This window comes from Brevundimonas sp. GW821-FHT09G01, from assembly GCF_059416065.1.
The window spans coordinates 328,999-343,400 of record NZ_JBWKOL010000001.1; the positions used below are offsets into that span (position 1 = coordinate 328,999).

Annotated in this window: 12 protein-coding genes; 7 read left to right on the forward strand and 5 right to left on the reverse strand. The window is 71.6% G+C overall.

The window, feature by feature from the left end:
* Positions 1-2 precede the first annotated feature (2 nt).
* The 5 genes from AC07NB_RS01775 (at position 3) to AC07NB_RS01795 (ending at position 5,896) form a co-directional block, all read left to right on the forward strand.
* A complete protein-coding gene (locus AC07NB_RS01775; RefSeq protein WP_494571518.1) occupies positions 3-1,307 on the forward strand; it encodes an RsmB/NOP family class I SAM-dependent RNA methyltransferase in 1,305 nt (434 codons plus the stop codon).
* Complete coding sequence (locus AC07NB_RS01780) at positions 1,304-2,017, forward strand: 5'-methylthioadenosine/S-adenosylhomocysteine nucleosidase (RefSeq protein WP_494571519.1); 714 nt, start codon at positions 1,304-1,306, stop codon at positions 2,015-2,017. The genes AC07NB_RS01775 and AC07NB_RS01780 overlap by 4 nt, the downstream gene beginning before the upstream one ends.
* The gene (gene guaA, locus AC07NB_RS01785; RefSeq protein WP_291839603.1) at positions 2,014-3,576 is read left to right on the forward strand and encodes a glutamine-hydrolyzing GMP synthase; all 1,563 of its coding nucleotides are present in this window, start codon (positions 2,014-2,016) and stop codon (positions 3,574-3,576) included. Before AC07NB_RS01780 ends, guaA begins: the two co-directional genes overlap by 4 nt.
* A 111-nt stretch (positions 3,577-3,687) precedes the next feature.
* A complete protein-coding gene (gene scpC / locus AC07NB_RS01790; RefSeq protein WP_494571520.1) occupies positions 3,688-5,226 on the forward strand; it encodes a succinyl-CoA:acetate CoA-transferase ScpC in 1,539 nt (512 codons plus the stop codon).
* A 28-nt stretch (positions 5,227-5,254) separates the two neighbouring features.
* Positions 5,255-5,896, forward strand: a complete 642-nt coding sequence (locus AC07NB_RS01795) for a YoaK family protein (protein WP_494571521.1) — start codon at positions 5,255-5,257, stop codon at positions 5,894-5,896.
* 48 nt (positions 5,897-5,944) lie between these two features.
* Here AC07NB_RS01795 and AC07NB_RS01800 read toward each other — a convergent pair whose 3' ends face one another.
* The 5 genes from AC07NB_RS01800 to AC07NB_RS01820 form a co-directional block, all read right to left on the reverse strand.
* Entirely contained in the window at positions 5,945-6,595 is a 651-nt protein-coding gene (locus tag AC07NB_RS01800; RefSeq protein WP_494571522.1) for an OmpW/AlkL family protein, read from the reverse strand.
* Positions 6,596-6,717: 122 nt separating this feature from the next.
* The gene (gene hemN, locus AC07NB_RS01805) at positions 6,718-8,094 is read right to left on the reverse strand and encodes an oxygen-independent coproporphyrinogen III oxidase (protein ID WP_494571523.1); all 1,377 of its coding nucleotides are present in this window, start codon (positions 8,092-8,094) and stop codon (positions 6,718-6,720) included.
* Positions 8,084-8,221, reverse strand: a complete 138-nt coding sequence (gene cydX / locus AC07NB_RS01810) for a cytochrome bd-I oxidase subunit CydX (RefSeq protein ID WP_492313334.1) — start codon at positions 8,219-8,221, stop codon at positions 8,084-8,086. The genes hemN and cydX overlap by 11 nt, the downstream gene beginning before the upstream one ends.
* Positions 8,222-8,242: 21 nt before the next feature.
* Positions 8,243-9,391, reverse strand: a complete 1,149-nt coding sequence (cydB, locus tag AC07NB_RS01815; RefSeq protein ID WP_494571524.1) for a cytochrome d ubiquinol oxidase subunit II — start codon at positions 9,389-9,391, stop codon at positions 8,243-8,245.
* 19 nt (positions 9,392-9,410) lie between these two features.
* Positions 9,411-10,988 (reverse strand): cytochrome ubiquinol oxidase subunit I, encoded by a 1,578-nt coding sequence (locus AC07NB_RS01820; protein WP_494571640.1) that lies wholly within the window; start codon positions 10,986-10,988, stop codon positions 9,411-9,413.
* 122 nt (positions 10,989-11,110) lie between these two features.
* On the opposite strand from AC07NB_RS01820, the gene cydD reads away from it, so the two are divergent.
* Both cydD and AC07NB_RS01830 read left to right on the forward strand, forming a co-directional pair.
* Positions 11,111-12,727, forward strand: a complete 1,617-nt coding sequence (gene cydD, locus AC07NB_RS01825; RefSeq protein ID WP_494571525.1) for a thiol reductant ABC exporter subunit CydD — start codon at positions 11,111-11,113, stop codon at positions 12,725-12,727.
* Positions 12,724-14,388: an ATP-binding cassette domain-containing protein gene (locus tag AC07NB_RS01830; protein WP_494571526.1), complete on the forward strand. Its 1,665-nt coding sequence runs from the start codon at positions 12,724-12,726 to the stop codon at positions 14,386-14,388. Before cydD ends, AC07NB_RS01830 begins: the two co-directional genes overlap by 4 nt.
* The last annotated feature ends 14 nt before the right edge of the window (positions 14,389-14,402 follow it).

Sequence of the window (14,402 nt, forward strand, 5' to 3'; positions counted from 1 at the left end):
AATTGACCCCAGCCGCCCGCCTCGCCGCCGCCGCCTCGATCCTGGACAGCATCGCCCAGGGCCGTCAGCCGGCGGAAGCCGTTCTCAAGACCTGGGGGACCGCGAACCGCTACGCCGGGTCCAAGGACCGCAAGGCCATCGCCGACCGCGTCTACAAGGTGCTGCGCGCCCGCGGACGGCTGGTCTGGGCCATGGGCGGCCGCGAGGACGGCCGGGCGTTGGTGATCGGCTCCCTGAGCCTGATCGACGCCCTGCCGCTGGATGAGATCGAGGCCCTGCACGCCGGTGATGGATACGGTCCGCGCCCGCTGTCGAAACAGGAGCGCGCGCGCCTGACGGCGGCCGGGGAGGGCGAGCTGCCCGGCTGGGTGGCCTCGGGCCTGCCCGAGTTCGCGGTGGAGGACTTCAAGGCGACCTTCGGCGACCGCTGGGCCGAGGAGGCGCGCGAGCTGATGGCCCCGCGCGCGCCGATCGACCTGCGCGTCAACGGCCTGCTGGCGACGGTGTCGGATGTGGAAGCCGAGCTGCGCGCCGCCGGACTGACCCCGGAGCCGACGCCGTTCTCGGCCTTCGGCCTGCGCCTGCCCAGTGAGCCGCCGCCCAATGTGCAGGCGCAGGACGCCTTCAAGGCCGGCCATATCGAGATCCAGGACGAGGGCAGCCAGATCGTCTCGTGGCTGGCGGGCGCCCAGCCCGGCATGACCGTGGTCGACTATTGCGCCGGCGGCGGCGGCAAGACCCTGGCGCTGGCGCAAGCCATGCAGGCGCAGGGCACCCTGGTCGCCTGCGACGTGGTGCAGAAGCGGCTCGACAACATCCGCCCCCGCCTGACCCGCGCCGGCGTGGCGGCGGACCTGTGCCTGCTGGGCCAGAACGGCGGCGGCGTCGAGGATCTGAACGGCCAGGCCGACCTGGTCTTCGTCGATGCGCCCTGCAGCGGCTCGGGCACCTGGCGGCGCCGTCCCGAGGACGCCTGGCGGCTGACCCCGGACGAGGTCGAGCGCCTGCACGCCCTGCAGGTCCGCATCCTGTCGCAGGCCTCGCAGCTGGTGAAGCCGGGCGGGCGTCTGGTCTATGTCACCTGTTCGATGCTGAGCCGCGAAAACGAGGCTTCGGCCGCCGCGTTCGAAGCGGCCCATCCGGCGTTCGCGCCGCTGCCGGTCGCCACGGCCCTGTCGGACGCGGGCCTGACCCCCGCCGCGGCCGAAACCCTGGCGGCGAAGGCCGACGGACACCGCCTGCGAATGTCCCCGGCCTCGACCCAGACCGACGGCTTCTTCGTCGCCCTGTACGAGCGCGCCGCATGAGCGGCGACTGGCGCATGGAGCGGTACGGCGACGTCTCGGTCCTCTGCGTCATGGCGGCCCCGGCGGAATACGGCGCCCATCTGCAGGCCCGCATCCGGCCCTTGATGACGGGCGTCGGCCCGGTCGAGGCTGCGGTCGTGCTGACCGCGACGCTGGCCCGGCTGGAGGCGAGGGGAGACCTGCCCGACCTGATCGTCTCGCTGGGCTCGTGCGGGTCTCCGACGCTGAAGCATGCTGCGGTCTATCAGGCGGCCTCGGTCGGCTATCGCGACATGGACGCCAGCGCGCTCGGGTTCGAGAAGGGCCGCACGCCGCTGCTGGACCTGCCCGCCGTCCTGCCGCTGCCCTGTCCGATCCCGGGCGTGCCGACCGCCACCCTGTCCACCGGCGCGGGGGTGATCAGCGGCGCGGCCTATGAGGCCATCGAGGCCGAGATGGTCGACATGGAGACCTTCGCCCTGCTGCGTTCGGCCCAGACCTTCGGCGTGCCGCTGGTCGCGCTGCGCGGGGTGTCGGACGGCCGCGCCGAGCTGAAGGCGCTGGAGGACTGGACCTCGACCCTTCACCACGTCGACGAGGCCCTGGCCGCCGCCCTGGACCGGCTGACCGGCGTGCTGGAGGCCGACGGCCTCGCCGCCCTTGCCATTGCCGCTTCAGGCGGCCAAGACCCCGCCCATTCCACGCCCTCCCCGGAATCGCTCACGCCATGACCACGACCGCCTCGCACCAGAAAGTCCTGATCGTCGACTTCGGCAGTCAGGTGACACAGCTGATCGCCCGGCGCCTGCGCGAGGCCAGCGTCTATTGCGAGATCCATCCCTACGCCAAGGCCGAGGCCGCGATGGCGGCGATGAGCCCGGCGGCGATCATCCTGTCCGGCGGACCCGAGAGCGTGCACGAGGAGGGCAGTCCCCGCGCCCCGCAGGCGGTGTTCGAGGCGGGCGTGCCGGTGCTGGGCATCTGCTACGGCGAGATGACCATGTGCGAGCAGCTGGGCGGCAAGGTCGAGGGCGGCCACACCCGCGAGTTCGGCCGCGCCGAGATCACCGTCGAGAAGGCCTCGCCCCTGCTGGAGGGCCTGGCCCCCGTCGGCGAGGAAGAGACGGTGTGGATGAGCCACGGCGACAAGATCGTCGCCATCCCCGAGGGCTTCGACGTCGTCGCCTCGTCGTCGGGGTCGCCCTATGCGGTGATCGCCGACGAGACCCGCCGCTTCTACGGCGTGCAGTTCCACCCGGAGGTGATGCACACCCCGCGCGGACACCAGATGCTGAAGAACTTCACCCACGGCATCGCGGGCCTGAAGGGCGACTGGACCATGGCGGCCTATCGCGACGAGAAGATCGCCCAGATCCGCGAACAGGTCGGCGACGCCAAGGTGATCTGCGGCCTGTCCGGCGGCGTGGACTCGTCGGTCGCGGCCGTGCTGATCCACGAGGCCATCGGCGACCAGCTGACCTGCGTGTTCGTGGACACCGGACTGCTGCGCAAGGATGAGGCCAAGCAGGTCACCACCCTGTTCCGCGAGCACTACAATATCCCGCTGATCCACGTTGACGCCTCGAAGGAGTTCCTGGGCGAGCTGGCCGGTCAGTCGGACCCGGAGACCAAGCGCAAGACCATCGGCCGGGTCTTCATCGAGATCTTCGACCGCGAGTCCGCCAAGATCGAGGGCGCCGCCTTCCTGGCGCAGGGGACCCTCTATCCGGACGTGATCGAGAGCGTCTCGTCGTCCAGCGGCAAGGCCCACGTCATCAAGAGCCACCACAACGTCGGCGGCCTGCCGGACTATATGAAACTGAAGCTGGTCGAGCCGCTGCGCGAACTGTTCAAGGACGAGGTCCGCGCCCTGGGTCGCGAACTGGGCCTGAGCGACGCCTTCGTCGGCCGCCATCCCTTCCCGGGACCGGGCCTGGCCATCCGCATCCCCGGCGAGATCACGCCGGAGGCCGTCGAGACCCTGCAACAGGCCGACGCCATCTATCTGGACGAGATCCGCAAGGCGGGCCTGTACGACGACATCTGGCAGGCCTTCGCCGTGCTGCTGCCGGTCAAGACGGTCGGCGTCATGGGCGACGCCCGCACCTACGAGAAGGTTCTGGCCCTGCGCGCGGTGAGCTCCACAGACGGCATGACCGCCGACTTCTATCAATTCCCCTGGGACGTCCTGGGCAAGACCGCCACGCGCATCATCAACGAGGTCCGCGGCGTCAACCGGGTGGTCTACGACGTGACGTCCAAGCCCCCCGGCACGATCGAGTGGGAGTAAGGGCGCAGCCGCCGCCAAATTATCCCGGATGAGCGTTTCGATGAACCCGTCGGCCTACCGTGGGACGTCGCCGGTTGATCCGGATCAAGGTCGTGGGACCCGCGACCTTTCATGGGACGGGGGAGCGGAGCAGTCAGCATGACCCGGATCAATTCAGAGACGCATCGGCGCAAGGTGGTCAGCGCCGAAGTGGCGGCGGACCTGATCGCTCCGGGCACGACGATCGGCCTCAGCGGCTTCACCGGAGCCGGCTATCCCAAGAGCGTGCCGGCCGCCCTGGCGGCGCGCATCCAACGGGCGCACGGGCGGGGCGATCCCTTCCAGGTCCGCGTCTGGACCGGGGCGTCCACCGGTCCCGAGCTCGACGGGGCCCTGGCCGAGGCCGACGGGATCGAATTCCGGCTGCCCTATAACTCCGATCCCGTCGCGCGCGAGAAGATCAACCGCGGCGAGATGGAATATTTCGACATGCACCTGAGCCAGGTCGCGCCCGCCGCCTGGCAGGGGATCCTGGGGCCCTTGGACACGGCGGTGGTCGAGGTGTCGGGCGTTCGCGACGACGGCACGCTGGTCCCGTCCTCGTCGGTCGGCAACAACAAGACCTGGCTAGACCGCGCCTCGCAGGTGATCCTGGAGGTGAACCGGTGGCAGAACCCGGCGCTGGAGGGGATGCACGACATCTACTACGGCACGGCCCTGCCGCCGGACCGGCGTCCCATCCCCCTGCTGAGGGCGGACGACCGCATCGGAGAGACGGGCTTCCGCTGCGACCCCGACAAGATCGTCGCCATCGTCGAGACCGACGCCCCGGACCGCAATGCGCCGTTCTCGCCGCCCGGCGCCGACGATCTCGCCATCGCCGGCCACCTGGTGGAGTTTCTCAGGCACGAGGTGGCGAGAGGGCGGCTGCCGCCGTCCCTGCTGCCCCTGCAGTCCGGCGTCGGCAATACGGCCAACGCCGTGCTGACGGGACTGGGGGAGGGGCCCTTCGAGGGCATGACCGCCTTCACCGAGGTGATCCAGGACGGCATGCTGCAACTGCTGGAGACGGGGCGGCTGCGGTGCGCCTCGGCCACCGCCTTCTCCCTCAGCCCGGAGGCGGCGGGGGACCTCAACGCCCGGATGTCCGAGTTCCGGGACCGTATCGTGCTCAGGCCGCAGGAGATCAGCAATCACCCCGAGCTGATCCGCCGGCTCGGCTGCATCGCCATGAACGGGATGATCGAGGCGGATATCTTCGGCAGCGTCAACTCGACCCACATCATGGGGTCGCGCATCCAGAACGGCATCGGCGGCTCGGGAGACTTCGCCCGCAACGCCTATATCTCGATCTTCATGTCGGCCTCCACCGCCAAGGGCGGGCGCATCTCCACCATCGTGCCCCACGCCTCCCACGTGGATCACATTCCGCAGGACGTGCAGGTGATCGTCACCGAACAGGGCCTGGCCGATCTCCGGGGCCTGTCGCCCAAACAGCGGGCGGCGGTGGTGATCGGCAACTGCGCGCACCCGGACTACCGGCCGGCGCTGGAGGACTACTATGCGCGGGCGCTGAGGGAGTCGTATGGTCAGCAGTCTCCCATGCTGCTGCAGGAAGCCCTGTCCTGGCACGACCGCTACGTCCGCACCGGCTCGATGAAGTCCCAATGACGATCCGGCCGGGCGGGAGTCCGGGCCGATGCTGAGCTTTCCGCGCCGCCTGCGGCTGCTCGCCGCTTCGCTCTCGGCGCTCGCCGGCTTCGTCGACGCCGTCGCCTTCGTCGAGACCGGCGGCTTCTTCGTCTCCTTCATGAGCGGCAACTCGACCCGTCTGGGGGTCGGCCTGGCCCGGGACCTGCAGGCCGCGGGCATCGCCGGGGCCCTGATCGCGGCCTTCGTCGGCGGGGTGGTTCTGGGGTCCCTGGTCGGCCGGGCGGCCGGAGCCCGGCAGCGGCCGGTGGTTCTCGGCCTGGTGACCCTGCTGCTCGTCCTCGCCGCCTTCGCCGGCGCCCGGGCCGGATCCTGGCTTCCCATGGCGCTGCTGGCCGTGGCCATGGGCGCCGAGAACGCCGTCTTCGAGGAGGACGGCGAGACCCGGGTGGGGCTGACCTATATGACCGGCGCCCTCGTCAAGGTCGGACAGAGGCTGGCCGCGGCGGCCCGGGGCGGGCCGGCCTGGGCGTGGTCGCCCTGGGCCTTGCTGTGGGCGGGGCTGGTCGGCGGCGCCGCCCTCGGGGCGGCCGCGCATGCGGTCCTGGGCCTCGGCGCCATCTGGTTGGCCGTCATCGCCGGCGCGGGCCTCACCGGCGCGGCGATCCTGCTGGAGCCCCGAACGCGGTGACAGGGACGGCTGGCCGGCCGCCCCCGCCGTGATCGGCCAGTCGGCGGATCAGAACGTCCGGCCCAGGCCGACCGAGACGACCCACGGGTCGAGATCCACCTCGCTGCGCAGCGCGCCGCCGTTGATCTCCGCGTCCGTGTCGAACCAGACCTTCTTGACGTCGACATTGAGGCTCCAGGGGCCTTGCAGGCCGATGTCGGCGCCGACCTGGGCCGCATAGCCGAAGCCGTCGTCCAGATCGACCGTGAAGCCGTTGCGGTCGTCGCCGCCGTAGAACAGCATGGCGTTGACGCCCGCGCCGACATAGGGGCTGAAGCGGCCTTCCGTCAGCGGGCGGTACTGGAGCGTCACCACCGGCGGCAGGACCCAGGTTTCGTGGACGGCGACGTCCGTGGCGCCGCCCTGGGCGCGGACCTCGTGGCGGGTCGTGCCGAGGATGGCCTCGACGGCCCAGTGGTCAGTCAGGAAGTAGGTGAAGCCGAGGGTCGGCATGAGGCTATCGCCGACATCGACCTCAAGCCCCGTGGCGGCTCCCGCCGAGGTGACGATGGCGGCGTCCGTGGTCGGGGCGACGTCGGTGACGCGGCCGGTGATCAGCCAGTCGCCGGCGCGCGGGGCGTGCCAGGCGTCCTGGGCCTGAGCGGCGCTCGACAGGGCGAGGAGGCCGAGAGCGGCCATCGAAACGGTCTTGAGAGTCATGATGTAGATCCCCGACGCCTTCCGGCCGCGGATTCGGTCGGCGCGGCGTCGAGACGGTTCTGCGGTCCCGCTTGGTCGGGAGCTTTGATCCAGCGCAATCGCGCGGGTGCTGCGACAATCCGTCAGACGGCGCGGGCGTGCCGGCCCTCGGCGGGTCGCGCCGTCGGGTCCCAGGCGGCGCAGACGACGCGGGCGAACGGCCGGCCGACGGCGGTCAGGCGCACCGTCGCGCCGTTCTGAATGATAAGCCCGTCGGCCTCGAGGCGGTCGAGGGCGGACCAGGCGAAGGCGGTGTCGCGCAGGTCGGCGCCGGACCGGGCGGCGACGGCGGCGACGTCCACGGCCCCGTCGCACATCACGCGCTCGATGATCGCCGCGAGAAAAGCGTCGCCGGCGGTGACGGCGACGCCGCGGGCGCCGGGGAGGTCGCCGGCCTCGACGGCCGCGCGCCAGTCGCGCTCCTCCGAGGGGTTCTGCACATAGCCCTCGCGGAAGCGGCTGATCGAGGACACGCCCAGACCGACGAGGGTGTCGGCCTGGTCGGTGGTGTAGCCCTGGAAGTTGCGGCGCAGGCGGCCCTCCGCCGCGGCGCGGGCGAGGGCGTCGTGGGGCAGGGCGAAGTGGTCCAGACCGATCGCCCGCCAGCCGCGGTCGACGAGGAAGCGCTCGGCGGCGCGGCTCTGGGCGAAGCGGAGCGGCCCGTCCGGAAGTTCGGTGTCGTCGATCAGTCTCTGGTGGGGCTTCATCCACGGCACGTGGGCGTAGCCGAACAGGGCGATGCGGTCCGGCCGCAGGGCGGTGACCTGTTCCAGCGTCGCCATCACCTCGGCGACGCCCTGGCGCGGCAGGCCGTACATCAGGTCCAGGTTCAGCGAGCGCACGCCGGCGGCCCGCAGGCCGGCGGCCGCGGCCTCGATGGTGGCGAACGATTCCGGACGGTTGACCGCCGCCTGGACCTGCGCAGACAGGTCCTGGACGCCCAGGCTGGCGCGCGTCAGCCCGATGCGGCCGGCGGCGGCGATCCAGTCCGGTGTCAGGACCTCGGGATCGAGCTCGGCGGCGATCTCCTCGACGGGGCCGAGATCGAAGGCCGTCGACAGGCCGGCCATAAGTCGCTCCAGGTCGGCCGGCGCCAGCATGTTGGGCGTGCCGCCGCCGAGGTGGAGGAAGCGAACCGCCAGGCGCCGGCCGGCGGCCCGGGCCACCCGGCCCGCCTCGACCAGCAGGAGATCCACATAGCTGGAGATCAGCGCCGGCCGGTTCATCGCCCGAGTGTTGCAGCCGCAGTACCAGCACAGCCGCTTGCAGAAGGGAATGTGCAGGTAGAGCGACACGGGCGCGGCGGGCAGGGCCGCCAGCCACCGGGCGCGCTCACGCCCGCCCACGGCCGGGGTGAACTGCGCCGCAGTGGGGTAGCTGGTGTAGCGCGGCGCATTGACGTCATAGCGAGCCAGCAGGGCGGCCGCCGGGTCGGATGCGGCGGCCGGCTCAGTCCGCATCGGCGGGGGCCGAAACCGAGGCGCCGTCGTCCCCTTCGTCGAACAGCTGGAACTCGTGCCAGACGCCGTTGAGGACGCCGAACAGGACGGCCAGGCCAAGGCCCAGGATCCAGGCGAAATACCACATGGTCGTTGCTCCTCGGTCCGGTCAGTAGAGGTCGGGATTGGTGCGCAGGGCGGCGGTGGTCGAGCGGCCCCACAGCACGCGGTAGACCCAGGCCGTGTAGGCCAGGATCATCGGCAGGAAGATGATCGTGACCACCAGCATGATGAACAGGGTCGTGTGGCTGGAGGACGCGTTCCAGACGGTCAGGCTCGACTGCGGGTCGATCGAGCTGGGCAGGATGAAGGGGAACATCGACAGCCCCACCGTCGATATGATGCCGACGGTCGAGAGCGAGGACCCGACAAGAGAGAGCGGTTCAGAACGGCGCAGCAGGCCGAGGATGGCGGCCAGGGCGCCGACGAAGCCGAGGATCGGCGCCGCGATCATCCAGGGATAGAGGGCGTAGTTGGCCAGCCAGGCACCGGGCCGGGCCTCGACCAGGGTGCGCAGCGGGTTGGACGCCCCCGCCGGATCGACGACGCCGGCGATGGCGAAGCCGAGCGGCCCGTAGGCCACATAGAGGCCGCCGGCGGTGAAGAGGAGCAGGCTGAGGACGGCGGCGATCACGCCGATGGCCCGCGCCCGCGCCTGGATCGGACCGCGCTCGGCCTTGACCCCCAGCCAGGCGGCGCCGTGGAGCACCAGCATGGTCACCGACAGCAGGCCGCAGATCAGGCTGAACGGCGTGAACAGTCCCAGCAGCGTGCCCTCGTAGAAGGACCGCAGATCGCCGTCGAGGCGGAAGGGCGCGCCCAGCAGGACGTTGCCGACGGCGACGCCGAAGACCAGCGCTGGGACAAAGCCGCCGGTGAACAGGGCCCAATCCCAGAAGGTCCGCCAGGCCTTGGAGGGCCGCTTGGAGCGGTATTTGAAGGCGACGGGCCTGAGGATCAGCGCCGCCAGCACCAGGAACATGGCCAGGTAGAAGCCGGAGAAGCTGACGGCGTAGACGAACGGCCAGGCGGCGAAGATTGCGCCCCCGCCGAGGACGAACCACACCTGGTTGCCCTCCCAGGTCGCGCCCACGGTGTTGATCACCATCCGGCGCTCCTCGTCCGTACGGGCGACGAAGGGCAGCAGGGCGCCGACGCCGAGGTCGAAGCCGTCGGTCAGGGCGAAGCCGATCAGCAGCACCCCGAGCAGGCCCCACCAGATCAAGCGCAGCGTTTCATAGTCGAGAGGCAGTTCCATCTCAGTGTTTCCTCAGGTCTCAGGCGACGGCGGGAGCGGGTTCGGCGACCGGCGGATGGGCGGGGGAGGGGGCGAACTCCTCCTGTTCGGCGAACGGCCCCTTCCTGATGGCGCGCAGGATCAGGCCGACCTCGACCACCGCCAGGGCGCCGTAGAAGAGGGTGAAGCCGATGATCGTGGTCCACAGCTGGGGCACGGTCAGGCTCGAGGCGCCCAGGAAGGTCGGCAAGACCCCTTCGACCGCCCAGGGCTGACGTCCGAATTCCGCCACGACCCAGCCGAGTTCGGCCGCGATCCAGGGCAGGGGCATGGCGACGACCGCGAGCCACAGGAACCAGCGCGTCTCGTGCCTGCGCAGGGTGCACAGCACGAAGGCGGTGGCGAACAGGGCGATCATGGCGAAGCCGATCGCGGCCATGAAGCGGAAGGTCCAGAACATCACCGGCACATTGGGAACGGTGTCCCAGGCCGTGGCGGCGATCTGCTCAGGCGTGGCGGTGCGGGGATCCGCCACATGCCGTTTCAGCATCAGCCCGTAGCCGAGGTCGTTGCGGTGCAGTTCGAACTGGGCGCGGGCGGCGACGTCTGCGGGGTCGGCCTTGATCTTCTCCAGCGCGTCATAGGCGATCACGCCCGACTCGATCCGGGTTTCGGCCACCGCGACCAGTTGCAGAATGCCTTCCACGCTGCCGTCGAGGCTGCGGGTCGAGATCAGGCCGAGCACCCAGGGGACCTTCACGTCGTAGCGGGTCTCGCGCCGCTTCATGTCGGGCATGCCGAACACGCTGAGGCCCGCGGGGGCGGGTTCGGTGTTCCACATCGCCTCGATGGCGGCGAGCTTCATTTTCTGGTTGTCGGTCAGGGCGTAGCCGCTCTCGTCGCCCAGCACGACCACCGACAGCGAGGCGGCCAGGCCGAAGGCGGCGGCGACGGTCATCGACCGTTTGGCGAAGCCCTTGTGACGACCCTTGAGCAGGTAGAAGGCGGAGACGCCGAGCACGAAGACGGCGGCGATGACATAGCCGGCGCTGACCGTGTGCACGAACTTGGCCTGGGCCACCGGGTTGAACAGCACCGCCATGAAGTCGGTGACCTCCATGCGCATGGTGTCCGGATTGAAGCGGGCCCCGACGGGATTCTGCATCCAGCCGTTGGCGATCAGGATCCACAGCGCCGAGAGATTGGTGCCGAGCGCCACCAGGAAGGTGACCAGGAGGTGCGCGACCGGCTTCAGCTTGTCCCAGCCGAAGAACATCAGCCCGACGAAGGTGGCCTCGAGGAAGAAGGCCATCAGGCCCTCGATCGCGAGGGGGGCGCCGAAGATGTCCCCCACATAGTGGCTGTAGTAGCTCCAGTTCATGCCGAACTGGAATTCCATGGTGATGCCGGTGGCGACGCCGAGCGCGAAATTGATGCCGAACAGCACGCCCCAGAAACGGGTGATGGTCCGCCAGATCGGCCGGCGGGTCATCACATAGATGCTCTCCATGATGACCAGCATGAAGGAGAGGCCCAGCGTCAGAGGCACGAACAGGAAGTGGTAGAGGGCCGTCAGCGCGAACTGCAGACGGGAGAGGTCGACGACCGCCAGGTCGATCATGATGCGGCTCCGGAACCGGCGGTCCCGACGACCGCGTTCGCCTCCACCTAGGCCGTGGACCGCCGGTCGCCTTGATCTCGATCAAAGCGGCCTCCTCGCCGCTGCGGTCCAAGCGGGTCATGAGCGTCGCAGTCCTCTCCCCGCCAGTCCGACCCGCCCGCTGGCTGCGGGAGGTCGGGCGGCCGTGGCGGCGCCTGAACGGGCTCGCGGCCTTGCTGACCGTGCTGGACATCGTTCCGGCCGCGGGGTTCGCCGCCGGGCTGGCGATGGCGGTGTCGACCGTCTCCGCCTCGCCGGCTGCAGCCGCCCCCTGGCTGGTCCTGGCCTTCGGTTGCCTGGCCGCGCGCGGATGGCTCGGCCAGCTCGCCACTACGGCGGGCGCGCGGGCCGCCCGGGCGATCAAGGGCGAGGCGCGGCGCCGGGCGGCGGCGGACCTGTTCGCAGGCCGGCGCGTGGGCGCCCAGGCGCGCGTCGCGGTCGTCGAGGGGGTGGACGCCCTGGACGGGTATTTCACGCGTTTTGCGCCCGCGAAGGCGTCGGCGGCTATCTCGCCGCTTGTCGCCATCGCCATCACGGCCCTGGCCAGCCCGATGGCGGCAGGGATCCTTCTGTTCACCCTTCTGCCTTTCGCCGCCGGCATGGCGCTGGCCGGCATGGCGGCGGCCGACGAAAGCCGTCGGCAGTTCCTGGCCATGACGCGGCTGTCCGGCCTGTTTCTCGACCGGGTCCGGGCGCTCCCGGCCATTCTGGCGTTCGAGGCCGAGGCCGCCGCGACGCGCGAGGTGGCCGGCGCTTCCGAGGCTCTCGCCCGTCGGACCAGCCGGGTGCTGCGTCTGGCCTTCCTGTCGTCGGGGGTGCTGGAGTTCTTCTCGGCCCTTTCGGTGGCCCTGGTGGCCGTCTACTGCGGCTTTAACCTGCTGCGGCTGCTGCCCTTTCACGCGCCCGAGCAGCTGGACCTGGGCCGGGCCTTCTTCGTCCTGGCCCTCGCGCCCGAGGTCTACGCCCCCATGCGTCGGCTGGCCGCGGCCTATCATGATCGCCAGGCGGCCGAGGCGGCCGTGCCCGACCTCGTTGCGGCCGCGCCGGAGCCCCTTGGGGGCGCCGCGCGTCTTGCACGCGGCCGCCGGGCCCCGGCCGTCCGCTTCGATCAGGTGACGATCGCCTATGGCGGCGGGGCGCCGGCCGTGGCCGCCTTTGACCTGGAGGTGCGGCCGGGTCAGCTGGTGGCCCTGGCCGGCGGCAGCGGCGCCGGCAAGAGCAGCCTGCTGCACCTGCTGCTCGGCCTGGCGCCCCTGACATCCGGCGAGATCCGGGTCGGCGGAGAGCGCCTGTCCGCCTGCGGCGACTTCGCCGGAAGCGTCGCCTGGGCCAGCCAGTCGCCCATGATCGTGCCCGGTACGCTCGGCGACAACATCCGTCTCGCCGACCGCTCGGCGTCACCCGCCCGGATCGCCGAAGCCGCGCGGCGGGCGGGATTGACCGCCGATCTGGACCGGCCGCTCGACGAGCGGGGCGGCGGCCTGTCGGGCGGCGAACGCCGCCGGCTGGCCCTGGCCCGGGCGCTGGTCAAGAACGCGCCGCTCCTGCTGCTCGACGAACCGACCGCCAACCTCGACGCGCAGGCCGAGCAGGCCATGATCGCCCTGATCCGCGAAGCCGCCCGCGGGCGGACCACCTTGGTGGCGACCCACTCCGCCGCGGTCATGGCCATGGCCGATCGCGTGGTGACGCTGTGAGCGATTCCTCGGGGAGCGTGGCGACGCTGCTGGCCGCGCAGCGCCGGGCGCAGGGACGACGGCTGATCCTGGCCGCCGTCGCCGGGGCTACGGTGAGCATCGCCGCGGTGTCGCTGCTAGGCCTGTCGGGCTGGTTTATCGCCGGGGCCGCCCTGGCCGGCGGCATGGGCGCCGCGACGGCGCACGGCTTCAACTATCTGACCCCCAGCGCGGTCATCCGCCTGCTGGCGATCCTGCGCACCGGCGCCCGCTACGTCGAGCGCGTCAGCGGGCACGACGCCGCCCTCCATGGCCTGGCCCGGCTGCGACCGGAGATCTTCGCCCGCTTCGCCGCCGGGCGTCCCGGCGCCGTCCTCAAGGTTTCCGCCGGGGAGGCCTCGTCGCGGCTCGTGCAGGACGTCGACGCCCTGCAGACCCTCTTCATCCGGCTCTCGGGCCCCTGGGCGGCCGGGGCCGGCGCGGCCACGGCGGCGGCCCTCGGCGCCCTGGCCCACCCCCTGGCCGGCGCGGCCATCCTGGCGGCGATGGCGGCGGCCGTCGGAGCCCAGGGATGGCTCGCCGCGCGCCTCGCCGCGCCCGCGGGCACCGAGGTCCAGCGCGCCGGCGGCGCCTTCAGGGCCCGGCTCGCGGCGCTCGAAGCCGCGGCGCCGGAACTCAAGGCCTACGGTCTGGCGGGATGGGCGGTCGCCGAGGTCGACGCCGCGGCGGCGCCGATGGACCGGGCGACGGCCCGGCTGAACGCGGCCGGCGGATGGATGAACGCCGCCCAGGCCGGAATCACGGGACTCGCCCTCGTCGCCGCGGTCGCGGCGGCGCGGGACGCCTCGACGCCCCTGGTCGCGCTGGCGGCGCTGTCCGCCGTGACGGGGGTCGAGGCGGCCGGGGCGCTGGCCGCCGCCTTCCGGCAGGGTGGGGCCGCGCGCGCGGCGGTCGAACGTCTGGACGCGCTGACCCCGCGGCCCGCGGCCGCAGTGGGCGGCCGGCCGCGCGACCCCGGCCTGGAAATAGGAGCGACGGGCGACGTCCTGCGGCCGCCGGCCCGACTGGCGCTGAGCGGGCCCTCCGGTAGCGGCAAGACGACCCTGGTCGAGCGACTGCTCGGTCTGCGCGAGGCGGCGGCGGGAGACTGGCGCGTGGGCGGCGAGGATCTCGCGGACCTGGTCCCTGGGGCGGCGCGGCCTCTGTTCGCCTACGCGGCCCAGGACGTCCGGCTGCTGGACGCGAGCGTGCGCGACAACCTGACCCTGGCCGCGCCGGACGCATCGGACGATATGTTGTGGGCCGCCCTGGAGGACGCCGCGCTCGCCGACCGCGTCCGGGCCGCGCCCGAAGGGCTGGACATGGCGGCGGGGGCCAACGGCGCGAACCTGTCTGGCGGCGAGCGCCGTCGGCTGGGCCTCGCGCGCGCCTATCTGCGACCGGCGCACTGGCTGGTCCTGGACGAGCCGACGGAAGGCCTCGACGCCGCCGCCGAAGCACAGGTCCTGCGGCGCCTGGAACGACGCCTGCGGGATCGCCGGCAGGGGCTGATCCTGATCAGCCATCGCCGGGCGCCGATCACGATCTGCGAACGTGTCCTGACCGTGGGAGGCATGACCCCGGCCGGCCAAGTGACGGTCCGGCCGGCATCCCGGCCCGCGACGGAGTCTGCCGGCGTTTGACCGCGATCAAGGCG